Below are 26,194 nucleotides of genomic sequence, written 5' to 3'. Positions count from 1 at the left end.
TAGGAGGGAAAGTAAATGAGAATTTTAGTTTCGTGTGCCAATGGTTCTGGTACAAGTTTAATGATGATGCGTAGTGTAGAAAAGGCAATGAGAGAATTAAATATTACAGTGAGTAAAATCCATCATTGCCCGATCTCTGAAGGTAAAAGTTCGGCAAGTCAATATGATGTTGTCTTTACGCCACTAAATTTTATGCCGATGTTCATGCAAGCAATTGAGCGAGGTGTGACTGTCGTGGGGATCAAAAATGTGATGTCACCTACTGAGATCTGTGAGAAATTCAAAGAAACAACAATGTACAAAGAATTGAAATCAAAGGAGAATTAGATGAAACGACCAAAATTACAAATTGCTCTGGATCATAACACGTTAGCGTCTGCGTTGGCAGATGTGAAAAAAATTGGAGAAATCGTCGATGTGATCGAAGTAGGCACCATTCTTTGTCTTCAAGAAGGAAGCAAACCAATCGAATGTATGAGAAAAATGTTTCCAGAAAAAACGATCGTTGCGGATACAAAATGTGCCGACGCAGGAGAAACTGTGGCTGGTAATGTAGCGCAGGCTGGGGCAGATTTCATGACAGTGATCTGCTGTGCCTCTCTTGCTACCATGCAAGCCGCACAAAAGAAAGTCAAAGCGCTTCAAGTAGAACTATACGGAGAATGGACGATGGAACAAGCAAAAAAATGGCGAGAAATTGGGATTTCTCAGGTCGTCTATCATCAAAGTAGGGATGCCTTGTTAGCTGGAGAAGTTTGGGGAGAAAAGGATCTGAAGCTCGTCCAACAATTGATTGATTTAGGTTTTCAAGTCTCAGTAACTGGTGGGCTGTCAATTTCAACGTTAGCCTTGTTCCAAGGGATGCCGATCTTTCATTTTATTGTCGGTCGAGGATTGACGGCATGTGCAGATCCTATCATACAAGCCCAAGCATTCCAAAACGAGATCAAGCGACTGTGGGGAGAATGAGATGGCGAGAATCGGACTTTATGAAAAGGCACTGCCTAGCGGATGGTCGTGGCAAGAGCGGTTAGATGCAGTAAAAGAATTGGGGTTTGATTTTCTGGAAATATCGATTGACGAAAGCGAGGAACGATTGGCTCGTTTAGCTTGGACGAATGAACAAATCGCTGAGTTAAAAGAAGCGATAGCGGTTTCGGGGATTGCTATCCATTCGCTTTGTTTAAGTGGGCATCGGCGTTTCCCATTCGGTTCAGCGGATATCAAAAAACAAGAAAAAGCCTTATCTATGATGAAAAAGGCGATACAGCTTGCGTATCGGTTAGGTATCAGGATCATACAAGTGGCAGGATACGATGTATACTATGAAAAAAAATCAATAGAGACAAGAGAAGCGTTTATCAGAGGATTGCGTGCCAGTATCAAAGAGGCAGCACAGTTTGGGATAATCTTGTCGATTGAAGTCATGGATGACCCATTTATGAATTCCATTCGTAAATTCATGGAGATAAAAAAACAACTCCCTTCTCCTTATTTACAAGTGTATCCTGACTTAGGAAATCTATCCGCGTGGCCAGAAAATAATGTGGCGATTGAACTTGAACAAGGCATCGAATATATTACTTCGATCCACCTAAAAGATACGCAACCAGTAACAGCTAGTAGTAAAGGTAAGTTCAGAGACGTTCCGTTTGGTCAAGGTTGTGTGGATTTTTCTGGCTTATTTAAAACATTGAAACGTGTAAATTACGAAGGGCCATTCTTGATTGAAATGTGGAGTGGTCAGGATAAGGATTATGAAAGTCAGATCTTACAAGCGAAAGAATATCTATTGCCAAAGTTAAAAGAATCGGGATTTTAACCTCAATTTTTGATGAAACTTAGAAATAAACGACTGACATATTCCTTATTGAATATGATCAACTCAATTGTTTTTTCTTTTATTGATTATTCTGAGCAGATTATTCCTCTAAAAATTTATCAAGTGATAAGATATATTTATCAGTTGATAAATTTTTAGGGGGAATTTTATGTTTTTAGCATTAAATGAAATCATTCATTCAAAATTACGCTATGCCTTAGTGACAGGCGTCATGTTTCTAATTGCGTACCTTGTCTTTTTTTTGACAGGATTAGCCTATGGGTTGGCACAAGACAATCGAACTGCTGTAGATAAATGGGAGGCAGATACCATTGTTTTATCAAAAGACGCCAATACAAACTTAGGGATGTCGATGATCACGAAAAAGATGGCAGAAGAAGTGAAAGGTGATCAAGTCGCTTATTTAGCTCAAACACCTGGAGTAGTCACGAGTCCAGATCGTCCAGATGCTGATAAAGTCAATGTTAGTTTTTTTGGAATCGATCAAAACCAATTCATCATGCCGAATATCGTGGAAGGAGAAGAATTCCAGTCAAATGATGAAGCAGTCGGTGATATTAGTTTAAAAGAAGAATATGGCTTAGACATTGGAGATACGATCAAATTATCAGGAAGCGACAAGACATTTAAATTGACTGGATTTACTGAGAATGCCAAATTCAATGTCTCTCCTGTCGTCTATACAACAATCAATGCGTACCAAGAGATACGATTTGAGAAACAAGATGCAACTGATAATGCTCGTATCAATGCAGTGGTCGTGCGAGGAGATGTGGATAGCTTACCGGATGATCTAGAGAAAATCAGTATTTCGACATTCATCAATGAACTACCAGGGTACAATGCACAAGTATTGACGTTTGGTTTCATGATCGGCTTTTTGATTGTGATTGCAGCAATCGTAATCGGTATTTTCATTTATGTATTGACCATGCAAAAAATCAATATTTTTGGTGTACTGAAAGCCCAAGGCGTTACTGGTGGATTTATTGCACGTTCAGTAGTTGCCCAAACGTTCTTACTTTCATTTTTCGGTGTTGCTCTTGGATTGTTTGGAACGTTCGTCACTTCACTGGTGCTACCAGATGCTGTGCCATTCCAAAGTAACTGGTTGTTTTTCGGTGTTATAAGTGTGATGATGTTGATCGTTGCTATTTTAGGGGCACTTTTCTCTGTTAGAACGATCGTCAAAATTGATCCATTAAAAGCAATCGGATAGAAAGGAGAATGGGAAATGAAAGCAATTGAATTTATAGATGTTGAAAAAAGTTTTAAAGATGGTGATCAAACCGTCCAAGCATTGAAAAAAACAAATGTCAGTGTCGATAAAGGGGAGTTTGTCGCAATCATTGGACCATCTGGTTCTGGAAAGAGTACCTTCTTAACGATTGCAGGCGGTTTACAGACACCAAATAAAGGAACCGTCAAGATCAATGGAGAAGATTTCAGTGAACAACCGGAGAAAAAACGAGTAAAATTACGGTTTAAGGAAATCGGATTTATTCTTCAAGCTTCCAATCTAGTTCCATTTTTGACCGTCAAAAAACAATTAGTACTGGTCGATAAGATCAAGCATGAAAATCGACAAGAGGAGGCAAAAGAATTATTCCAACAACTTGGGGTGGATAAACTTCTTAATAAGTATCCAGAAGATCTTTCAGGTGGTGAACGACAAAGAGTGGCAATTGCCCGAGCGCTATATAACGATCCTTCGATCATTTTGGCAGATGAGCCAACAGCTAGTTTGGATTCAGAAAAAGCAGTAGAAGTTGTAGATATTTTAGCAAAAGAATCCAAGGAAAAAAATAAAGCAATCATAATGGTCACTCATGATACCCGACTTATTGACAGATGTGATAAAGTATTTATGATAGAAGATGGTGTCTTTCGAGAAAAAAAATAAGTCAGAGGGTGTAAAAGTTGGTCCATCGATACAATAAGGATACACAAGAGAAAATTTTAAAAGAAGCCAATCGTTTGTTTATGTCAAAAGGTTATCAAGGAACTTCAACACGCGAGATTGCTAAAAATGCTGGAATCACGCAACCAAATCTTTATCATTACTTTAGCGATAAAGAAAAGTTATATTGTGCAGTCTTAGAAGAGCATTTGAGTACTGTAGGTACAGACTTAAGAGCAATCTTAGAAGAGAACAAACTTGATTTTAAACAATCTTTGACTAAAATGACGAAGTATTTGATCGATACCCATCTTTTAGACCTATTTATGATGCACCATGATTTAAAATCAAACCTTTCGGCAGAGACACGAAATCATCTTTTTACCTTGTGGAAAAAAAGTTATCGTGAACCATTTGAAGTGATTTTTTCGAAAAATAAATCTTTGATGCGCGAACATGTCACGACAGAAATTGCGGCAAAGCACTTTTTTCTTTTGTTAGCACCTTATATCACCGAATCTTCGAACTCACTTGAAAATCCATTTAGTGTGGAACGACTGATCGATTTATACCTTCATGGTGTGGTAGCTGATTAAATGCGGTTGTGACAGAAGTATCCAGATCTGAGAAAAAAGCCGAGAAACCCAAAAATTGTTTTTCAAATTTTGGGTTTCTCGGCTTTTTATGAAGGAGTTACTTCTGTAACTTCGTTTATTTGATTTTTAAGATTAGAAACAAAAATCAATTTAATTTCTTGTCCTCTACGCCTTTTTGTTATTATATTTTCTCGAATTGTTATTTTTTAATTAAAATAATGAGGGATATTTAATTTTTCTGGCAATTGAGAAAAAGAGGTGAAAAGCAAGTGATATAAAGATTTTTAATAATAACGATTATAAAATAGATAAATAACCAAGGTGATTTAATTTGTTTTTTAAATAATTTCAGGAAAACGGTTGAAAAAGCCATTTTCAGGTGATAATATTCTGTTAGCAACAAAAGTTTCACTGAGTTTAACTCACTATTTTAGAGAAATAGAGGGGGAATGAATAACATATTTTCGTGTTTATTTTGTTACATAATTGTTTTTTGAAAAGTGAATAGTGTAAAAAGGGGAGAATTTAAAAATGAAAAGTGTTAAAAAAATTGGGTTGGCAGCAATGTTATTTTCTTCTGTTGTCTCAACGGCGCTTCCGACAATTGGGGAATTGTCTATCGTCAATGCAGAAGAAATCCAACAAACAGAACAACAAGCAACTTATAGAAACGTAATGTACTATGGTGACTGGTCGATTTGGGGCGGCGAAGGTAACTTTTATCCAAAAGATATCCCAGCAGATCAATTGACTCACTTGAATTTTGCCTTTTTAGATTTTGATAGTAATGGCGAACTAGTCTTTACTGATGCAGACGCAGCGACAGGCGCACCTGTAGGATTACCGGGCGTACAATGGAACTCTGCTAGTTCTGGTATCTTAAATGCGATTCAAGATTTACGTGGAAAAAATCCAAACATGAAAATTGGTGTTTCATTAGGTGGTTGGTCTAAATCAGGAGATTTCTCTGAAGTAGCAGCAAACCCTACGAAACGTAAGAACCTTGTAGATAATGTAGCAAAATTTATTAAATATACAAATATGGACTTTGTCGATGTTGACTGGGAATTCCCGGCAGATGTACGTCAACCAGATCTAGTGGATAACGTAAATGACGAAGGAACACCAAATGCAAAACCTGAAGATAAAGAAAATTACATAAAATTATTAGATGAAATTCGCGAAACAATTGATAAACAAGGCGAAGAATTAGGAAAAACATATGAACTATCTGTTGCATTGCCAGCAGCTCAAGGTAAATTAGATTCAGGTATCGACGTGAAACGACTATTTGATGTTGTCGATTTCGCAAACATCATGACTTATGACTTAACTGGTGCATGGTCAGATACAAGTGGTCACCATTCAGCACTTTACGGGAATCCAGCTGATCCTAATTATGATGAAGGCTTCTCAGTAGATCAAACAGTAGAATACCTACGTGAGAAAGGTGCGGCTTCAGAAAAAATCGTTATTGGAGCAGCATTCTATACTCGTGGATGGAACGAAGTGGCAAAAGGGGATAATGAAGAGGCACCGGGATTATTCCAAAAAGCAGAATTATCAAGTCAAGATGCCGATCAAACACCAAGTTATGGAGCGAAAAACAAAAATCCATTAAAAGTAGGTGACGGTGGACGTGCCAGTGGTGTATGGCCATATCGAGATATTGAAACGTTACTTGGTAATACATCTGGATTGAAAGAGTATTGGGATGACGTAGCGAAAGCACCATTTATGTACAGCGAAACAACTGGTGAATTCTTTACTTACGAAAATGAAAAATCAGTGACTTATAAAGCTGAATATGTAAAAGAAAACCAACTTGGTGGAATCATTTCATGGCAACAATCACAAGATAAAGAAACAACTGGAACAAAACGTGATGAGTTGACCAATGCAATCAAAGAAGGATTGTTAGGTAGTGAGAAACTTCCAGAGTTTGAAATCAAGAGCACACCATTGAATGTGGATGTTGAGATCTCAACTTATACACAATATGGCGTTAGTGGTTACGACGTAAAAATTACCAACAATGAAAAAATGGAAGAAACTTCTTCTGTATTGAAATTAGTTGAATTTTCACAAGAAACAATCAAATTACCTAAATTAGTGATTCCAATGGCGACAAATGAAAAGCTTGGCGCTGGTGATTACAAAGCAGGTACTGTAACAAATGTTGATGGCGCTGCAATCGTTGATTTGTCTTCTGTATATGATGGCAAAGAAATCGCACCAGGTGCATCTTATGAGTTCAGATTGAGTTCAAATGCTGCTGAAGCAGATGTCGCTGTTGACAATATCGACTCAATCACATTAAGCCAACGAATTGGTGACGAAGGTATCGAAATCAATAAACAAGTGATCTTTGGTGAAGGGTCAACGACTGAACCCGGAACTCCGGATACAGAAGCACCTTCAGTACCAACAGAACTAACAGCTTCAACAATCGGTGAAACAAACGTTTCTCTATCATGGACAAAATCAACTGACGACAAAGGGGTCGCAGGATACTACGTTTTCCGTGATGGCAAACAAGTGGGTCAATCAGCAACAACTTCATTTACTGACGCTGGTTTAACTGCAGATACAGAATATTCATATACAGTAAAAGCATTTGACCGTGCCGGAAATGTTTCAGAAGAAAGTAAAGCATTAGTTGTTAAAACGTTAGAAAAAGCACCAGTAGATACAGAAGCACCTTCAATTCCATTAGACTTGAAAGCTTCAACGATCGGTGAGAAAAATGTCTCATTGTCTTGGACTCGTTCAACTGACAATGTTGCAGTAGCAGGATACTATGTTTTCCGTGATGGCAAACAAGTGGGTCAATCAGCAACAACTTCATTTGCTGATGCTGGGTTAACACCGAATACGGAATACTCATATACAGTAAAAGCGTTTGATGCAGCCGGAAATGTTTCAGAAGAAAGCAAAGCATTAGTTGTCACAACTTTAGAAGAAACAACTCCGCCAGCTGAAGGCGAATGGGATGCGAACAAAGTCTATGATTTAGGTGATGTAGTAACTCATAAAGGAAATACTTATCGTGCGAAATGGTGGACACAAGGTGATGAGCCAGGAACTGAACAATGGGGTCCATGGGAACTAATTGGTTAATTTAGATAAAAAAGAACAGGGCAGATTGCCTTGTTCTTTTTTTTTATAATGTTATTCTTTCATTGTTATTTATCTTATTTACTCGAATTCACTGAAAAAAACATGTTAGTTAAAAAATAAACAAAATCATATGGTTTAAAAATAACTTGAAACACGATAAGTGTAATCGATTGCAATTAGTTGCATTAAAAATAAATAAATGTTAAATTCATATTTGTAAGATATTTCTAATTAAAATTTAGCTGATTTCTAATTTTTTAGGAGTGATAAAATAACTTTTAATCTGTGATTTGGACGCGTTTGTTTTTTCGTAAAAAAACTGAGAAAAAAAGGAGATGAGATTGATATGAAAAGAATTAAGAGTATTAGTTTAGTTGCTTTGTTATTTTCTTCGATTGTTGCAATGACTTTACCAGCATTTAATGAGTCGCCAGAGGTTCATGCTGAAGAGGTGCGAGAAACTCAGGTCGCGCCTTATCGCAATGTCATGTACTATGGCGATTGGTCGATTTGGGGTGGAGAAGGAAATTTCTATCCTAAAGATATTCCAGCTGATCAAATCACTCATTTGAATTTTGCCTTTTTAGATTTTGATAGTAATGGCGATTTAGAATTTACAGATACGGATGCTGCTGTTGGTGCGCCTGTAGGACAAACAGGGGTTCAATGGAATTCAGCAAGCTCGGGTATCTTGAATGCGATCCAAGATCTACGTGGGAAAAATCCCAATATGAAAATTGGTGTCTCTTTGGGGGGCTGGTCTAAATCAGGTGATTTTTCTGAAGTAGCGGCTGATCCAGTGAAACGACAAAATCTAGTGGAAAACGTCACCCGATTCATCAAATATACGAATATGGATTTTGTTGATGTCGATTGGGAGTATCCTGCAGATGTTCGACAACCTGACTTGGTAGATAATGTCAATGATGAAGGAACGCCATATGCAGTACCTGAAGATAAAGAAAACTATATCATTTTGCTAAATGAGATTCGTGAGTCGATTGATGAACAAGGCGAAGAACTAGGAAAGACCTATGAATTATCAGTTGCGCTACCTGCATCTCAAAGTAAATTATCTTCAGGGATAGACATTGATGGTTTATTTGAAGTTGTTGATTTTGCAAATATCATGACCTATGATATGAACGGTGGTTGGGGAGACCGCAGTGGACATCATACAGCGCTTTATGGGAATCCTGCTGATCCTAATTATGACCAAGGACTTTCGGTAGATCAAACGGTTCAGTTTTTAAGGGATGAAGGTGCGCCAGCTGAAAAAATCGTGATTGGGGCAGCTTTTTATACTCGTGGTTGGCATGAAGTGGCAGAAGGCAATGATCCGTTACTACCGGGATTGTTCCAAACGGCTGAACAGAGTAATCGAAATGCTGACCTATCGGCAACATACGGGGCGAAAAACAAAGGTCCATTAGTTGTAGGGGATGGTGGTAGAGCCGGTGGTGTCTGGCCTTATCGAAATATTCCAGATTTGATCAGTGCAACGAGTGGATTGACTGAATACTGGGATGATGTAGCGAAGGCCCCTTACATGTATAGTACAGAAACTGGCGAATTTTTCAGTTTTGATAACGTACGCTCGATCGGTTATAAAACACAATATGTACAGGAAGAACAATTAGGCGGTGTGATTTCTTGGATGCAATCACAAGACAAGGAAACGACAAGTACAAAACGTGACGAACTGACGAACGCGATCAAAGAAGGATTATTTGGGAATACGCCATTACCGCAGCACGAAATCGTTAGTACACCATTAGACATCTCTGTGGATATCACCCCTTATACAGAGAATAATGTAAGCGGGTACGAAATCACAGTGACAAATAATGAAACATTGACAGAATCATCTACTGTATTAAGCGCTGTTGAGGCTGCACAGAAAACAGTCAAGTTGCCTAAATTTACGATCGACTTGAATAGCAATGAAACATTAAGTGCAGGAAACTATAAAGCTGGAACTGTTTCTATGGATAATGGCACAGTGACAGTTGATCTATCTTCCGTTTATGATGGCAGAGAGATTGCGCCTGGGGATTCTTATGATTTCCGATTACAATCTGATACGTCACAGGTTTTGGTTGATCATATTGATACGATCACTTTAAGTCAACGAATTGGGACTGAAGGCATTGAAATCAATCACCAAGTGATCTTTGGTACAGAAGAGCCAGACCCATCAGATGTTGAGGCACCGTCGATTCCAACAAATGTTGCAGCGACAACGATCACTGCAACAGAAGTGACATTGAACTGGATGGCTTCGACCGATAATCAGCGAGTAGCAGGTTACTATGTTTACCGTGATGGACAATTAGTCGGACAACCAAGAACACCAACATTTACAGATACGGGATTAACACCTGATACAGAGTATACGTATACTGTCAAAGCATTCGATGCGTCAAGCAATGTTTCGGCTGCTAGTCAATCAGTGATCGTTCAAACCTTGGAAGACAGTGTGCCTGGATATGCGGCATGGGATTCAGGAACAGTCTATCTTATGGGAGATAGAGTCACTCATCTAGGCAATACGTATCAGGCAAAATGGTGGACACAAGGCGATGAACCTGGAACTCAACAATGGGGACCATGGGAATTGATCAATTAGATCGTTTAAATATAAACAGATTCAGGGGTGACCATTTACTGACAACTGGTTGCTGATGAAATTGAAGAACCTCGTTGGGCTTGATGAAACATCAATACCTAACGAGGTTCTTGCGTCTAGAAAAAAATTACTGATTGAAATAAGTGAGCAACGCTTGTGTGATCGATTGCGCCAACTGTTGTTGATAGTTAACGGTAGCCAATGTAGCTAAATCTTCGTCATTATTCATATAGCCCATTTCGATCAAGAGGGATGGCTGAAGGTTTTCTCTTAACACCTGATAGTTCCCTGTAGCAGTTCCACGAGATGTAATGGGCAGATCCGCCAGTTCATCAGAAACAGTTTCCGCTAGACGTTGGTCTCTATTGTAATAATAATAAGTGGTGGTACCAGTTGCTTCATTGGGCGATTCAGTCGAATCAGCATGTAAGCTGATAAAAAGGTCAGCGGCTTTTTCTTCGCTAAATGAACAGATGTCATCTAAAGAAATGTAGTCATCTGTTTCATGTGTCAAATAAACCGTTGCGCCAGCGGCTTCTAAACTCGTTTGTAACTGTTTTGCGGCAGCGAGTGTCACTGTTTTTTCTTCTGTATGTCCATCTGTGCTAAGCGCGCCTGTATCGTCGCCTCCGTGTCCAGGATCTAGTACGATCACTGCTTCTGATAGGTCACTCGGTAGCTCTTGTGTCGAGCGAGTCAGTGATGAGCCGTCCGTAAGTGATAAATAGCCCGTTTCACCATCATTCGTGGTAATTTTGTAGGCGTTGGCTGTAGTTGAAAGAAGCGTAACCAGTTCACCAGCGTTGACGGAAATAAGCGGTTCACTTAATGACGAATCTGCATACAATGTGGCATCTTCTTTTCCGATTTTTATGAGGGTCTCTGAAGAAGAATCAGTTGTTATGATGCTAGAGACACTGTTACTTGTCTGTTGTCTCGCATTTGTTTCTTGATTGCTAAGACCAAATTTGAAAAGGGCAATGATCCCGATTATACATAAAATAATAATAATTCGCATTTTTTTCATCGTTTTCACCTCTTGAACATGAGGATAAACAACAAAACTTAAATCGAACTTAAAGAAAAGCGGAACAAGCTAAAACGGATAGTTAGTTGACTAATTTTTTGGCTTTTTCTGTATTCGCAAAATGCAATTTTGCATAGTTTGCTAACAAGGCTTCGCCACCTTTTTTTAAAATCGTTGCAGCGACTTGGTCGGATTTTGTACCTGCACCAGAAGGAAGCGTGAGACCAAGTTCAGCAGATTCTTTGTTCAACTCTTCTAAAAAGCTTGCGCGACTAATGATCGAAGCGGCAGCAACAGCTAAATGATATTGTTCACCTTTTGTAACAAAGTAGAGTTTTTCGGTGAGTTGATTTTTTTCTAAACGCGCGTATTTTTTAAAGTTGGCTTCCGGTGTGAACTGGTCGATCAAAATAGCATCCGGCTTGACTGGTGCTATTTTTTGTAACAATAAGTGGATAGCTTGATTGTGTAAAGCGACCTTCATTCTCACTGCATTATACGTAGGTTGGATCTCATTGTATTTTTTTGGTGGCAAGACCAGTAATTGATATGGGATCGTTTCCTTTAATACTTTGGCTAATTGAATGATTTGTCCATCTTTTAATTCTTTTGAATCTTTGACGCCTAACGTGCGTAATTCTTTCAATTGTGTTTGATCGACATAGGCAGCACAAACAGTCAGTGGGCCAAAGTAACTACCGTTGCCGACTTCGTCACTCCCTAAAACAGATAGTGTTTGTAGATCTTTGGGTAAGGAAGAAGAATTAGTTTGTGTCGCTTTTTTTGCTGTAAGTGGATTTCCCCATTTTGCTGCTTCTTGTTCGGCGCCGGTGCCTTGAAACATCACTTTTCCAGAAGTATAGGCAGTGATCGTTGTGCCATTTTTTTTTGCTGAAAAAAGAGTATATGGAATCGGTTTTTGTACTAGAAATGGGCGATACGCCTCTTTCATCTTATTCATTTGATTTGTCGTTACTTTTAAGATAATGTTACTCATGTTTTCCTCCTGTTGCGATCCAGTCGTAAGAAAAGTTGTATTTGACTAGATCCAGCTGATTTGAAATCAATGCACACATAGCATTTTTGCAAAGTTTATCATATAATAGTAAAGTATTTATAATGAAGTTTTTCGTGTACGGTTAATTGCTTAACTATATGGTACACTAGTTAATATTTTTGGCAATAGGAGGAGACAGATTCATATGGCACATGAAAAAACACGCTATAAAGCGGTGATTGCGGACCAAACGTATACTATTATCGGGCAAGAATCAAAACAGCATATGGATATGGTCACAAAATTAATCAATGAACAATTAGCTGAACTGAAAGAATTGTCCCCTCAATTAGACAATGAACAAGCAGCTATTTTATTAGCAGTCAATGCATTTTCCGATCAATTGAAAAGACAGGAAAAAAATTTGAATTTAATAAAAGAAGTCACAGAACTGAAACAAAAAATGGTGAGATTCACAGAAATGGAAAATCGGATCAAACGAATCGAAGCGATTGAAAACGAAGCACGAGCAGTATTGAAAGAAAATGGAAGTGACCATGAGATCAAAAATCATGTGGAAGCACAACAGATTCTAAATGAAAAACGAAAAGGTCAAATCAAACAAAGATCTTCAAATTGATATTATTATAGAAGAGAAAGGAAGAATGTATGCTTAGTCTTTTGATTTTATTTATTTTGCTGATTGCATTTTTTTCTGGAGCCAGTCGTGGTTTTGCGCTACAGGGGATTTATCTGGTTGGCTATTTTGTCTCATTTCTAGCAGCACAAACCTATTACAAAACATTAGCCAATCATCTGCAATTATATATTCCTTATCCTGCGGTAACAGCCAATTCTAACTTAGTTTTTTTTGATCAAGCTTTTTCATTTAAATTAGATGAAGCATTTTATGCAGGGGTGGCTTTCTTGATCATTTTATTTATTGGTTGGCTAGTCACACGATTCATTGGGGTATTCGCTCATGGGTTGACGTTTATTCCTGTACTAAAGCAATTAGACTGGGTGGCTGGCGGGATTTTATCCGTGATCATCACCTATATTTCCTTGGTTCTAGTTTTACGTTTACTGACGTTTATTCCGGTGGGATTTATCCAAAACCAATTTAGTGGCAATAATCTTGCAACATTTATGGTTGAACGAACACCTATTTTAGCAAATAAAATATATGATCTATGGGTGACACAAGTGATTAACTAAGTAAGAGATGATTTTTTGTCAATGACAGAGGCTATGAAGATGTTGGTTAGTCTTGAAGACTGCTTAGCCATCTATCGGCCTCTTTTTTAGTGAAAGTAAGGTGAAAAAAATGAACAAACGCATTCTAGAAACATTAGAGTTTGAAAAAGTAAAACAACAAGTACGACAGTTTGTGATCACAGCACAAGGGCAAGAAGAATTAGCCCAGCTTGTGCCAGTGAATGAAGCAGAGACGATCAGATATTGGTTGGAAGAAACAGAAGATGGTCTAAAAGTCCAACGATTGCGTGGCGGTATCCCAATCCCCAAATTAGAGAATATCCGTCCGCATATGAAACGGATCGAAATCGGTGCGGATCTGAATGGGGTCGAGTTAGCACAAGTTTCTCGTGTCTTATCTACTACTAGTGAGTTGCGACGTTTTATTGATGATTTAGCAGATAGCGAGATTGAATTTGCGCGTCTTTATTTTTGGACAGATCAATTAGTCGCTATCCCATCCTTGAGCCGTCGTTTGAAAGAAGCAATCGATGATGATGGGCGAGTGACGGATGATGCCTCTCCAGAGTTGAAGACGATCCGCCATAATATCCGTAGAAGCGAACAAGCAGTCAGAGAACAATTAGATGGGATCGTTCGTGGGAAAAATGCCAAATACCTAAGCGATGCCATCATTACGATGAGAAACGACCGCTATGTTATTCCAGTAAAACAAGAATATCGTGGTGTGTTTGGCGGAGTCGTCCATGATCAAAGTTCTTCGGGACAAACACTATTCGTTGAACCAAAACAAGTCGTGGAATTGAACAATCGCTTGCGTCAATATCAAATTGCCGAACGCAATGAGATCCAACGTATTCTAAGTGAGTTGTCGGCGGAGTTAGTTCCTCATCGCCAAGAAATCATCCACAATGCGTATGTCATTGGAAAAATGGACTTGATGAATGCGAAAGCACGCTTTGGGAAAGAACTAAAGGCAATCGTACCGACGATCAGTACAGAAAACATTGTTGATTTGAAGCAAGCCAGACATCCATTGATCGATCAAGAAAAAGTCGTGCCAAATGATATTTCGATTGGGGAAAACTATCAAGCAATCGTCATTACTGGACCAAATACTGGTGGGAAAACCATCACGTTGAAAACATTAGGCTTATTGCAATTGATGGGGCAAGCAGGGTTACCGATCCCGGCGGATGAAGAAAGTCAGATCGGGATCTTTGAAGATATTTTTGCTGATATCGGAGATGAACAATCGATTGAGCAAAGTTTATCGACCTTCTCCTCACATATGACAAATACCGTGGATATCCTTTCCAAAGTCAATGAAAAAAGCTTAGTTTTATTTGACGAACTAGGTGCGGGGACTGATCCTCAAGAAGGAGCAGCGCTAGCCATTGCTATTTTAGATGATCTAGGAAAGAAATCTGCCTATGTGATGGCAACAACACATTATCCGGAACTGAAAGTCTACGGCTACAATCGTTCGAATACCATCAATGCGAGTATGGAATTCAACGTTGACACCCTTAGCCCCACTTACCGCTTGTTGATCGGCGTGCCAGGTAGAAGTAATGCCTTTGAGATTTCAAGTCGTTTAGGATTAGACAACCAAGTCATTGATGAAGCCAAGCAATTGATGAACGATGAAAGTCAAGACTTGAATGAAATGATCACTGATTTAGAGAATCGTCGAAAAATGGCAGAAACAGAGTATTTAGAGATGCGTCATTATGTCGATGAAGCGCAACGTCTGTACAATGATTTGAAAGAAGCTTATAGCTACTTCTTTGAAGAGCGCGAACAAGAAATGGCGAAAGCCAAACAAAAAGCCAATGCACTTGTTTCTGAAGCAGAAGAAAAGGCAGAAAAAATCATCGCAGATATTCGCAATTTACAAAAACAAGTGGGGCAAGGTACGGTCAAAGAGCATCAATTGATCGATGCCAAATCACAGTTAGCCAACTTGCATCAAGAAGAACAATTAAAGAAAAATAAAGTCTTGAAAAAAGCGAAAGAACAGAAAACATTGAAACCAGGTGACGAAGTACTCGTGACGACTTATGGGCAACGTGGAACATTGTTACGCAAAAATGGCAACCAATGGCAAGTGGAGATCGGTATCTTGAAGATGAACGTTTCGGAAAGTGAATTGACACCGATCGCTCCCCAAAAAGAACCACAACAACGTGTGATCCATACGGTACGCTCAGATGCGCATTCGACGGTCTCCAATCAACTTGATCTTCGAGGGAAACGTTATGAAGAAGCATTAAATGAAGTCGATCTATATTTAGATGCGGCAATTTTGGCTGGCTACCCTCAAGTGACGATCGTTCATGGAAAAGGCACAGGCGCACTAAGAACCGGGATCACCGATTATTTAAAAAATCATCGTAGCGTCAAGAGCTTCGATTTTGCTCCTGGAAATCAAGGGGGCAATGGTGCGACAATTGTTAAATTTAAATAAAGCTTACTAAAGGTAAGCAAATAGCTCGAATCTAGGTACCAATAGTGCTATACTTAGAGTAGACTAATAAATGGAGGTCTTTGATATGGCTCAAGTAATTACAGATGCAACATTCAACGAAGAAACAGATAAAGGGTTAGTTTTAATCGACTTTTGGGCAACTTGGTGTGGACCTTGTCGAATGCAAGCGCCAATTTTAGACCAGTTAGAAGAAGAATATGACGAAGACGAATTCAGAATCGTGAAGATGGATGTTGATGAAAATCCTGAAACACCACAACAATTTGGGATCATGAGTATTCCAACATTACTTTTGAAAAAAGACGGCGAAGTAGTAGAAAAAGCAATCGGTGTTCAATCAAAAGATCAATTACGTCAAATGATTGCCCAACACTTATAAGATTAAGTAACTAACACATCAGACTGAGACAACAATCATATGGATTGCTGTCTCGGTTTTTTTGCGACTAATCAAGTCGTGAAACTGAACAGAGAAGTGGAACAAAAAAGTCATAGATGAAGAGAATAGTATCTATTTTTGGAGACAAGCTACTTAAAAATTTATACAATGAACTGCGCAAAATTTTTCTTATGTCTCTTCGCTTGATACTTCTCTCTCAACCTCTGTTATAATAGCGATATCAGAAATATAAAGGAGCAGTCACCATGAATGAACGAATAAAAAATAAACTTGCATTACTTCCTGATCAGCCTGGCTGCTATTTGATGAAAGACAAAAACGGCACGATCATTTATGTGGGAAAAGCCAAAGTCTTGAAAAATCGCGTGCGTTCCTATTTTACTGGAAGTCATAACACGAAAACGGAGCGATTAGTCAGTGAGATCGAGGACTTTGAGTACATTGTGACAGAATCCAACATTGAAGCATTACTGCTAGAAATCAATCTGATTAAAAAGAATGATCCAAAATACAATATCATGTTAAAGGATGATAAAACTTATCCTTTTTTAAAAATCACGAATGAACAATATCCTCGTTTGGTGATCACTCGTAAAGTATTAAAAGACAAAGCCTTTTATTTTGGGCCTTACCCGGATGTTGGGGCTGCGAATGAAACAAAAAAGATTTTAGATCGTTTATTCCCTTTACGGAAGTGTAAACCAAGTCAGACAAAAGAACCTTGTCTTTATTACCATTTAGGTCAATGCTTATGTCCCTACTATTTTGATGTAGATCCAGCGGAATATACAAGTATCGTGAACGAAGTCAAACGCTTTTTGAATGGTGGTCATGAGACGATCGAAGCTGAGATCAAAGAGAAAATGGCTAAGGCTGCAGAAAATATGGAATTTGAAAAAGCAGCAGAGTATCGTGATCAAATCAGAGCTATTGAAACGATCATGACAAGACAAAAAATGACAAACACTGATTTGATTGATCGAGATGTGTTTGGTTATGCCATTGATAAAGGCTGGATGTGTGTCCAAGTATTCTTTGTACGTCAAGGAAAGCTGATTGAACGAGATGTATCGATCATTCCTTTTTATAATGAAGCAGAAGAGGATTTCTTAACCTATATCGGACAGTTTTATCAAGAAAATGAACATTTCATTCCAAAAGAAGTGGTGATCCCTGATACGATCGATCAACCGAGTGTTGAGGCGTTATTATCGACAAAAGTCATCCAGCCCAAACGTGGTGAGAAGAAAAAATTAGTCGAACTAGCCAATAAAAATGCAAGGGTGGCATTGAACGAACGCTTTGATTTGATCGTGAGGAAACAAGAACGAACGATCGGAGCGATCGAGCGCCTTGGTAATGCGATGAACATTCCAGCACCCATTCGGATCGAGTCTTTTGATAACTCTAATATCATGGGAACCGATCCAGTAGCGGCGATGGTGGTATTCATCGATGGAAAACCAGCAAAAAAAGAATACCGTAAATACAAAATCAAAACGGTCGTTGGACCAGACGACTATGCTTCGATGCGAGAAGTCATCTACCGTCGCTACGCACGTGTGATACGAGAAGAACTGCCCTTGCCTGACCTGATTTTAATCGATGGGGGGAAAGGGCAAGTCGATGTAGCGAAGGATGTACTAGAAAATCAATTGGGAATCGATATCCCGGTCGCTGGAATGGCTAAGAATGATAAGCATAAAACCAATGAGTTGTTATTTGGGAATGAATTAGAAGTGGTTCCGCTTGAACGAAATTCACCAGAATTCTTTTTATTGCAACGTATCCAAGACGAAGTCCATCGCTTTGCAATCACGTTTCATCGTCAGTTACGTAGTAAAAATAGTTTTGCGTCGCGCTTAGATGAAATTGAAGGGTTAGGGCCAAAACGGAAAAAAATGTTGTTGAAAGAGTTCAAATCGTTAAAAAACATCACCGCTGCGTCAATTGAGGAGTTACAAGAAGTTGGTCTACCAAAAAATGTCGCACAAAATGTTTTCGATAAACTGCATAAAAATTGAACTGAGGGCGCTTTACAAAACCTGTAAAGTGTCCTATCATTTTCATATGTACAATAAAAAACAATAACATAAGTTCTTATGTATAAGTTATTTTATATCGTACAGTAAAGGATAGAGGAATTTAGGATGAAGGAGTGAGAAAATGCTAGAAGTAAAGGATTTGGTTAAGACATTTGGCAGTTATACAGCTGTTGATCATGTTTCTTTTCAAATACCTGATGGGAAAATCATGGGATTGATTGGGCAAAACGGGGCAGGAAAAACAACGACTTTTCGTTTGATTTTAGATTTTTTGACGCAAGATCAAGGAGAAGTACTATGGAACGGCCATCATTTGAGTGAAAAAGATTATGACATCATTGGGTATTTACCGGAAGAACGAGGGCTTTATCCCAAGGTATCGATCCAAGAACAGTTGATCTATTTTGCCGCATTACGGGGAAAAACAAAAAAAGAAATTGAACCTAAGATCGATTTTTGGATGGAGAAATTTCAAGTAAAAGGGAAAAAAACAGATAAAGTTAAGTCCTTGTCAAAAGGAAATCAACAAAAGGTACAACTGATTGCAACACTGATCCACGAACCCAAGTTGATTATTTTAGATGAACCTTTTAGTGGGTTGGACCCAGTGAATGCTGAGCTACTCAAAGACGGGATCATCGAATTGAAGAAAAACGGCTCATGTGTCATTTTTTCTAGTCACAACATGGATAATGTTGAAAAGATTTGTGACCACTTGATCATGCTTCGAAATGGGGAGATGGTACTAGATGGGAAAGTCCACGAGATTCGAGAAGCATTTGGCAGAACAAAGCTATTTTTGGAGTCTGGATTGTCACAACAAGAAGTAGAGGAAATCGCTGGGGTCCAAAAAGTGGTGGTTCGTGAGGATCAATCGTTGGAAATCACGTTGGATCATCCAGATGTAGGGAAAGAAATTTTTACCCGTGCGACACAATTTGGCTATATTCCAATGTTCAATCAACAACCGCCTACTTTAGAAGAAATCTTCAAGATGAAAGCAGGTGAACTACATGGGTAAATTTTGGATCATCACAAAAGATGTCTATTTGAAAAATGTCAAATCGATTTCTTTTATTATTATGATATTAGTCCCGTTTGTCTTGATGGGTGTGATTTACTTAGCAGGTAATTTTGCTCAACAAAACAGTGAAACAGATAAAATCGGTGTGATTGCTGAAGACCAACAAATCACTGATTATTTGAGTCAATCCGATATGGGGGATTTCCACTTTGAAGCTTTTTCATCGGAGGATGAAGCCAAAAGTAAGTTATCTGACGAAAAGATCGATGCGTACATGGTAGTCACGACAGATAATGGAGAAGTATCCGGAGAATTATTTAGTGAAAACTCATTAGGCCAAGCAACACAACTGTTGATTCAACAGCAGTTGACTGGTTTACAGTCGATGATGCGGGCAAGTAGCTTAGGGATCTCTCCTGAAGAAGTGGCTGCATTAAGTCAACCGGCTGGATTTTCACGACAAAAAGTCAGTTTTGACGCCAATGGTGAAATGACGATAGGAGAAGATAACTCAGCTGTTCAATATGCAGTCAGTTATGTCGCAACGATCATTCTATTCATCATCATCTTGACGTATGCACAAATCATCGCGCAAGAGATTGCTTCAGAAAAAGGGACAAGAATCATGGAAGTGATCTTGTCTAGTACCACTGCACAAAAACATTTTTATGGAAAACTAACAGGAGTTCTGCTAGTGGCAGTCACTCAAATGGCTTTATACGGTATCATCTTTGCAGTAGGATTCAATCAGTTCAAAGATATGGAAATCGTTAAAAGTGTACTGGATGGGATTTCTTTGGATAGTATTTTCGGGCCATTCTTATGGTACTCTTTACTATTTATGTTCTTTGGGATCTTGATCTACGCCGTGTTAGCTGCCTTATGTGGCTCACTAGTCAACAAAGCCGAAGATACAGCAAAAGCGATTTTACCAGTGACGTACCTTTCTTTAGGTGGTTATATGCTAGGATTGATCCTTGGTGCATCTGATCCGAATAATATCGTGATCCGCATCACTTCATACATTCCATTCCTATCTTCATATATCATGCCGATCCGCTTGGCAAATGAAACGGTTGAAATAAGTGGCGTATTGATTTCTTTGATCGTCCTAGTGATCATCACATTCGTATTGATGTTCATGTCCGCAAATATGTACAAATCAAACGTGCTTGTTTACAGTGAAGGTGGTATTTGGACGTCATTGAAACAATCGATTTCAATCATGAGAAATGAACGCAAAAAGAAATAAATGTTGAAGTTGTAACAGAAATATTCAATGATGAGAAATAAGCTGAGACACCCGAAAGTTGAAGAACAATTTTCGGGTGTCTCGGCTTATTTTCATAAGAGTTGCTTTTAGACGTATACCTAGAGTGCTTTTGTTTGATTTGAAAAATCCACGATTTTATATGTACCTATTTTTGATTTAGTAAAGTAATTTTGTTGTAAATATCCATTGTGTGTCCTATAATTTTAGGTATACCAATTTTGGAGGCGTTTGGATGGATCAATATTTAGAATTATTGTCAGAAAAATTCCCAACAAAAGAAGAAGTCATTACGGAGATCATCAACTTAGAAGCAATCCTACAACTACCAAAAGGAACCGAATTATTTTTAAGTGATATCCATGGAGAGTTTCCAGCATTTGATCATATATTGAGAAATGGTTCAGGGAATCTACGAGAGAAAATCAAAGATTTATTTCAAGAATGTTTAAGTGAAGAAGAGATGAAACGATTAACGATTTTTGTTGCATATCCGGAATACGCATTAGCGACTGACTGGTACAAAAAACAAGACAAAACAACGTTGATCCATCAATTGATCGAGTTATTGCGATTCACTTCTGTTAAGTATACGAGATCAAAAGTAAGAAAAGCCTTGCCTAAAGAATATAGTTATATCATTGAGGAATTATTGTATGTCGATGATCGTGTGCAAGGGAAAAAATCTTATGTGAGTAAAATCGTTGATCAGTTGCTTGAGATGAATGAAGAAGAGCGCTTTTTAAAAAAGTTAGCGCAGACGATTCAACGAATGGTGATCGATCATGTTCACGTGGTCGGAGACATCTTTGATCGGGGGACACAAGCCGCCAAAGTGATGGACCGCTTGATGGAGATCCATTCAATCGATATCCAATGGGGCAACCATGATATTTTATGGCTGGGGGCATATTGTGGCTCGGAAACTTGTTTGTTGACCTTATTGCGTATCGCTGCGCGGTATAATTATTTATTCGAGTTGGAAAAAGAGTACGCGTTGAATCTGCGTTCCCTTTGTTCGTTTGCGACAGAAACTTATCAGACAAACCCTTTGTTTACACCTAAGAATAGCCAAGACGCAACGGAACGCGAAAGAGAAGAGATGGAAAAAATCCATCAAGCGCTTGCGATCATGCAATTCAAACTAGAATCGCAATTACTGAAACGACGGCCAGAATTTGAGATGGCGGATCGGGATATGTTAGCGAATATCGATTATGAAAAAAATGAGTTGTTTCTGGATGGTCAAAAGTACAAGATCCATCACCCATGTTTCCAGACGATTTCTGCGCAGGAACCGGATCGTTTAACGGCAGACGAACGACGAGTGATCGATATGTTGCTGTATTCTTTTCAACATTCACTCCGAATGCAAAAACATATGGATTTCCTTTTAGAAAAAGGTAGGATGTATCTTGTCACGAACCAAAGTATCTTGTTTCATGGCTGTATGCCGGTAGATGAACATGGTGAGTTTCTAAGTTTTAAACTTGGGAGTGAGACGTATCAAGGAAAGCAATTGATGGCATTTTTTGAAGAACAGATTCGTGAAAGTGCTAAATCACTGAAGAAAAAAGAAGACCTAGCGACTGATTTGATTTGGTACGCATGGAGTGGGCCATACTCGCCGTTGTTTGGTAAAAGTAAGATGGCTACGTTTGAGCGTTATTATTTAGCAGAAAAAGAAACGCATGTGGAAGTCAGCAATGCTTACTATCGATTACGAGACAAAGAATGGTTGAGTCAAAAAGTAAGGCGTGAGTTCGGTGTACCTGTCTATGGTTCAGTGATCATCAATGGACATACACCAGTCAAAGTGAAAAAAGGGGAGTCACCAATCAAAGCGGACGGAACAGTTTTCGTGATTGACGGTGGTTTATCAAAGGCCTATCAACGAACAACGGGTATTGCAGGGTATTCGTTGCTATGTAACTCTTATGGCTTTCAAATCGTGACCCACTACCCATTTTTAGGCATCGAGGAACAATTTGAAACAGCCAATGGCTTGGCAGAAGTCAAAAAGGTCATTGATCAACAGTTGCCACGAAAATTAAATCGTGATACGACAAAAGGGAGCGAATTGCAGCGACAAATCGAGCAATTGAAACAGCTGCTTGAGTATCGTAGAAGTTAACTGCAGATCGATGTTCCTTGCATAAAATGAATGAAAGCCCGTCTAGCCGAAACAACATGTTCCTGCTAGACGGGCTTTTCATTTCGTTTGTAACGATCATAACGATTGTACAAAATAATCAAATAATTTTTGATCGAGTGGATTTTTTTGGTGAATAAGCTCAGGATGCCATTGAACACCAAGTATTCGTTGGTCGGATCCTTTACTTTCAACAGCTTCCACCAATCCATCAGGAGAATACGCTGTTGCTTTTAGTGTGGGAGCAAGATCCCTGATTGCTTGGTGATGATAAGAATTTACAAAATAAGAAGTAGGTAATACTTCGTGGAGGATACTATCTGGTTCGACGGTGATTTCATGCGTAGCAAATTGTGGGGGAGTTGGTTGTTGTTCATGTTTCACTGACCAATTTGGATATAACGTAAGGTCTTGGTAAAGATTCCCCCCTAACGTTACATTCAATAATTGCATCCCACGACACACAGCTAAGATCGGTTTATTTTGTTTTAATGCTTCATTGATCAACGCCTGTTCAAATAGATCCCGATTCAGGTTTGTTTCTGTCAATTTAGGGTGAGGCGCTTCGTTGTAGAGCGAAGGACTGACATCCTGACCGCCAGCTAGGAGTAGCTTATCGACGAGCTGAATGTAGTCACGAGCGCTTTCTGTGGAAGAAATAGGGAGAAGCAAAGGCAAGCCCCCTGCTTGCTGTACCGCATTAACAAAACCTTGCGGGGTGTAAGTGACTTGATTTCCTTGAAATGTTTCTGTAGCCCGCAGTAATTGATTGGCCGCGATACCAATTTTTTGATCCATACGATTTCCTCCATTCATAAACTACTTCTATTTTAGCAATAGTTTAAAAAAAATTAAAATATTTGTTTTGGAAAACGTACGTAATTATATAATAGGTAGAATGTTTATCTAAAGTTGCTCATTTACTGTCAGTTGTGAACTTTCTGAAAGGAAAAAGAGATCTGTTAGTTGAAATTTTACCTGAATTTGTTATACTTGTAAGTAAGAAATATATAAATGGTTGGGCGCAAGCTTCAAGGATCTAGTTCTTCAAGGGGTGAGAAGAACATTTTTTTGAAAGTGCCTAGATTATCTGAAGTTATTTTTAGAGGGACATACTTTCAATGAAAAAAGAAAGGATGTCCCTCTTTTTTTAGAGAAAGGAAGTGGGGAATGTGCTAGAAGCCTTAGAAAAAATCAAACAAGCTGAAAAAGAAAATGAACAAGCGATGAAAAAGCTTCAGCAAGAGTTAAAAGATTATAAAGAAGCAAAAGCTGTCGAATTGGATCAACTTCGTGCAAGTCAAAAACAACATTTGGAACAGTTGTTTGAAGAAAAAAAACGAGCGGAGCAGCAACAAGCGATTGCTGAAAAAAATAAATTGAACGAAGACGCTAGACGATTGCAATCCATCGTACAAGAACAATATGAGAAGCAACGTCAGCAAGCGGTTGACGCGATCATTGAAAGGGTGAAAGAAACCTATGGCCGTCACTAAGATGGAAAAAGTGACTCTTATTTCCGATAAACAAAATCAGGATGCTTTATTACAAGCAATCCAAGGCATCCAAAATGTAGAGATTCGCGATCTTTTTCAAGAAACGACAAATAATCAATGGGTGGATACTTATTTTCCTAAGGCAGCGATTTTTGAAAAAGAACCGATCGTCAATGCGCTTACTAGTCGGATCATGCAAACAAGAGAAGCTGTTCAGTTCATTGATCATCATGGGGACAAGCAACAAAAGAAACAACACCTCAAACGAAGAGAAGTGACCTTGCAGGAACTAGAAGCAAATTATTCGGAAGAAGATTTTACGAAGCGTTTAACTGAAATATTAGGCTTAAAGAAACAATGGGAAACATTGGCAGAACAACGAGAACAACTGTCAGAGCAGGAAGACTGGTTGACACATTGGGCAAATCTGGATGTTATACCGCAAAGCTTTAGTAGTCACCAAACAACAGTTGAGATGGGAACGATCAGTGTTGCTAATGCAACAGAATTTAGAGAAGCATTAGCAAAAGTTCCAGAGGTCTATGTGGAAGAAGTCAGCGAAACAGATCACTTCGTTTACTTGACTTACGTGGTGCTCAAAACTTCAGCATCTATTGTCGATGAGATTGCTACTCGTTATGGTTTTGTCAAAGAAGCGTATCCTTATAAGCAAACGCCAAAAGAACAGCTACAGGAAATCAAGCAAGAGTTGCAAGCTTGTTACGAAGCACAAAAACAATTAGCGATCAAAATCGGTCGTTGTAGCAGTTACATCCAAGAATTGGAATGGGCAGAAGAAATCCTCTTGGCAATGGCAGAACGAGAAGCAGTGAAGGATCGATTTGTCATGGCGCCTTACCTGATCGTTGTCCAAGGATGGGTCGGCGAGGACGAAAAGCAAGAATTGATCCAGCAGGTAGAAAATACGTTGTCTGCTGATGAAGTCTTTCTTAGCTTTGAAGCGCCCACCGAAGAAGAGATCGATCAAGAAGTACCAACGAAATTGAAGAACCATCCAATCGTGGCACCTTTTGAAATGCTGACGGAAATGTACAGTTTACCTAAGTATCATGAAATTGATCCGACACCATGGATGACGCCATTTTATCTTGTCTTTTTCGGGATGATGGTGGCTGATATTGGTTATGGTTTACTCATGCTTATAGGCGCAATCATTGCGCAAAAATTGTTGGTATTACCTCGAGGGATGCAGCGATTTGCTAAGTTTTTCGAAATCTTAGCGATTCCGTCGATCATCTGGGGATTTATTTATAGTTCCTTCTTTGGACAAGCGTTACCGACCGAAGTATTAGGTATCCACTTACCCTTCCCGTTGTTGTCTACAACAGATGATGTCAATACGATTTTAGTCTTGTCTGTCATTTTTGGGCTTATCCAAATCTTAGTCGGATTGTTTCTTGCAGCAAAAGAGCATATCAAGCGCAAAGATTACGTGGATGCGATCAATGATGGATTTGCCTGGCAAGGGATTTTAGTGGGAGTCGTCCTTTTATTACTTGGTAGTATGATCGTCAAGAACCCGATTTTTGTTTACCTAGGTGCAGGATTAGCGATTTTATCAGCGCTATGTATTTTGGTCATTCCGATTTTCCAATCTTCATCCAAAGCCAAAGGTGCTGCAAAAGGAGCCTATAATTTGTATGGTTTGACTGGTTATATCGGTGATCTAGTGAGTTACACACGATTGATGGCTTTGGGGATCTCTGGTGGGAGTATCGGCGCTGCCTTCAATATGTTGGTTGCTTTCATGCCGCCAGCCGCGCGCTTTAGTGTCGGGATCTTATTGATCATCGCTTTACATGCGTTGAATATGTTCTTGACCTTGCTTAGTGCCTACGTGCATGGCGCGAGATTGCAATATGTCGAATTTTTCGGCAAGTTTTATACCGGAGGCGGACGGGCCTTCGATCCACTGAAAACAGCGGAAAAATATGTCAATATCAATCATAAGAAAAAGTAAAAAAA

At 38.9% G+C, this 26,194-nt stretch carries 21 protein-coding genes and 1 other annotated feature; of the genes, 18 read left to right on the top strand and 3 right to left on the bottom strand.

The genetic code is table 11. The features are described 5' to 3' along the window. The first annotated feature begins 15 nt into the window (after positions 1-15). The 8 genes from IGJ14_RS10160 (at position 16) to IGJ14_RS10125 (ending at position 10,088) form a co-directional block, all read left to right on the top strand. Positions 16-327, top strand: coding sequence for a PTS sugar transporter subunit IIB (locus IGJ14_RS10160; RefSeq protein ID WP_019722445.1), 312 nt, complete (start codon positions 16-18; stop codon positions 325-327). Next, complete coding sequence (locus IGJ14_RS10155) at positions 328-969, top strand: 3-keto-L-gulonate-6-phosphate decarboxylase UlaD (RefSeq protein WP_019722444.1); 642 nt, start codon at positions 328-330, stop codon at positions 967-969. A 1-nt stretch (position 970) separates the two neighbouring features. Next, positions 971-1,822 (top strand): L-ribulose-5-phosphate 3-epimerase, encoded by an 852-nt coding sequence (locus IGJ14_RS10150; protein WP_195274438.1) that lies wholly within the window; start codon positions 971-973, stop codon positions 1,820-1,822. Positions 1,823-1,991: 169 nt separating this feature from the next. Continuing rightward, the gene (locus IGJ14_RS10145) at positions 1,992-3,062 is read left to right on the top strand and encodes an ABC transporter permease (protein ID WP_010734825.1); all 1,071 of its coding nucleotides are present in this window, start codon (positions 1,992-1,994) and stop codon (positions 3,060-3,062) included. Positions 3,063-3,077: 15 nt separating this feature from the next. Next, positions 3,078-3,746 carry an ABC transporter ATP-binding protein gene (locus IGJ14_RS10140; protein ID WP_034687532.1) on the top strand — a complete coding sequence of 223 codons (669 nt, stop codon included), beginning with the start codon at positions 3,078-3,080 and terminating at the stop codon, positions 3,744-3,746. A 17-nt stretch (positions 3,747-3,763) separates the two neighbouring features. Beyond that, on the top strand, positions 3,764-4,339 hold the full coding sequence (locus IGJ14_RS10135) for a TetR/AcrR family transcriptional regulator (protein ID WP_066026381.1): 576 nt from the start codon (positions 3,764-3,766) through the stop codon (positions 4,337-4,339). Between the two features lie 531 nt (positions 4,340-4,870). Beyond that, a complete protein-coding gene (locus IGJ14_RS10130; protein ID WP_065095679.1) occupies positions 4,871-7,459 on the top strand; it encodes a glycosyl hydrolase family 18 protein in 2,589 nt (862 codons plus the stop codon). Positions 7,460-7,805: 346 nt separating this feature from the next. Beyond that, complete coding sequence (locus IGJ14_RS10125; RefSeq protein ID WP_065095680.1) at positions 7,806-10,088, top strand: glycosyl hydrolase family 18 protein; 2,283 nt, start codon at positions 7,806-7,808, stop codon at positions 10,086-10,088. Between the two features lie 127 nt (positions 10,089-10,215). On the opposite strand, the gene IGJ14_RS10120 is transcribed toward IGJ14_RS10125, so the two are convergent. Then, positions 10,216-11,115, bottom strand: a complete 900-nt coding sequence (locus IGJ14_RS10120) for an N-acetylmuramoyl-L-alanine amidase (protein ID WP_065095681.1) — start codon at positions 11,113-11,115, stop codon at positions 10,216-10,218. Between the two features lie 82 nt (positions 11,116-11,197). After that, positions 11,198-12,112, bottom strand: coding sequence for a ribonuclease HIII (rnhC, locus tag IGJ14_RS10115; protein WP_065095682.1), 915 nt, complete (start codon positions 12,110-12,112; stop codon positions 11,198-11,200). Between the two features lie 205 nt (positions 12,113-12,317). On the opposite strand from rnhC, the gene zapA reads away from it, so the two are divergent. The 8 genes from zapA to IGJ14_RS10075 all read left to right on the top strand — a co-directional run bounded on the left by zapA (position 12,318) and on the right by IGJ14_RS10075 (position 22,694). Further along, complete coding sequence (gene zapA / locus IGJ14_RS10110; RefSeq protein WP_010734832.1) at positions 12,318-12,752, top strand: cell division protein ZapA; 435 nt, start codon at positions 12,318-12,320, stop codon at positions 12,750-12,752. A gap of 29 nt (positions 12,753-12,781) precedes the next feature. Further along, the gene (locus IGJ14_RS10105) at positions 12,782-13,330 is read left to right on the top strand and encodes a CvpA family protein (protein ID WP_065095683.1); all 549 of its coding nucleotides are present in this window, start codon (positions 12,782-12,784) and stop codon (positions 13,328-13,330) included. A gap of 109 nt (positions 13,331-13,439) precedes the next feature. Further along, positions 13,440-15,800, top strand: a complete 2,361-nt coding sequence (locus tag IGJ14_RS10100) for an endonuclease MutS2 (RefSeq protein ID WP_019722436.1) — start codon at positions 13,440-13,442, stop codon at positions 15,798-15,800. A gap of 85 nt (positions 15,801-15,885) precedes the next feature. Beyond that, positions 15,886-16,200, top strand: a complete 315-nt coding sequence (gene trxA, locus IGJ14_RS10095) for a thioredoxin (RefSeq protein ID WP_010734835.1) — start codon at positions 15,886-15,888, stop codon at positions 16,198-16,200. Positions 16,201-16,466: 266 nt separating this feature from the next. Beyond that, positions 16,467-18,245, top strand: a complete 1,779-nt coding sequence (gene uvrC / locus IGJ14_RS10090) for an excinuclease ABC subunit UvrC (RefSeq protein ID WP_065095684.1) — start codon at positions 16,467-16,469, stop codon at positions 18,243-18,245. 142 nt (positions 18,246-18,387) lie between these two features. Then, positions 18,388-19,287, top strand: coding sequence for an ABC transporter ATP-binding protein (locus IGJ14_RS10085; protein WP_019722434.1), 900 nt, complete (start codon positions 18,388-18,390; stop codon positions 19,285-19,287). Beyond that, positions 19,280-20,542, top strand: coding sequence for an ABC transporter permease (locus IGJ14_RS10080; protein WP_010734838.1), 1,263 nt, complete (start codon positions 19,280-19,282; stop codon positions 20,540-20,542). The genes IGJ14_RS10085 and IGJ14_RS10080 overlap by 8 nt, the downstream gene beginning before the upstream one ends. A 253-nt stretch (positions 20,543-20,795) precedes the next feature. Then, positions 20,796-22,694 carry a fructose-1,6-bisphosphatase gene (locus IGJ14_RS10075; protein WP_019722433.1) on the top strand — a complete coding sequence of 633 codons (1,899 nt, stop codon included), beginning with the start codon at positions 20,796-20,798 and terminating at the stop codon, positions 22,692-22,694. Positions 22,695-22,790: 96 nt separating this feature from the next. On the opposite strand, the gene IGJ14_RS10070 is transcribed toward IGJ14_RS10075, so the two are convergent. After that, a complete protein-coding gene (locus tag IGJ14_RS10070) occupies positions 22,791-23,510 on the bottom strand; it encodes a gamma-glutamyl-gamma-aminobutyrate hydrolase family protein (RefSeq protein ID WP_019722432.1) in 720 nt (239 codons plus the stop codon). A 218-nt stretch (positions 23,511-23,728) separates the two neighbouring features. Beyond that, positions 23,729-23,776 (top strand) — a sequence feature (sodium ion sensor (DUF1646 type); this cis-regulatory element may regulate processes involved in with the transportation of sodium ions). Between the two features lie 108 nt (positions 23,777-23,884). Here IGJ14_RS10070 and IGJ14_RS10065 point away from each other — a divergent pair. Together IGJ14_RS10065 and IGJ14_RS10060 are read left to right on the top strand one after the other, a co-directional pair. Next, positions 23,885-24,208, top strand: coding sequence for a hypothetical protein (locus IGJ14_RS10065; protein WP_019722431.1), 324 nt, complete (start codon positions 23,885-23,887; stop codon positions 24,206-24,208). After that, a complete protein-coding gene (locus IGJ14_RS10060; RefSeq protein WP_195339221.1) occupies positions 24,195-26,189 on the top strand; it encodes a V-type ATP synthase subunit I in 1,995 nt (664 codons plus the stop codon). Before IGJ14_RS10065 ends, IGJ14_RS10060 begins: the two co-directional genes overlap by 14 nt. Positions 26,190-26,194 lie beyond the last annotated feature (5 nt).

It is taken from the genome of Enterococcus sp. DIV1304_2 (assembly GCF_050555445.1).
Lineage (GTDB): Bacteria > Bacillota > Bacilli > Lactobacillales > Enterococcaceae > Enterococcus_B > Enterococcus_B pernyi.
Note: the sequence above shows the minus strand (reverse complement) of the source record. Positions and strands in the feature narration are given on the sequence as shown.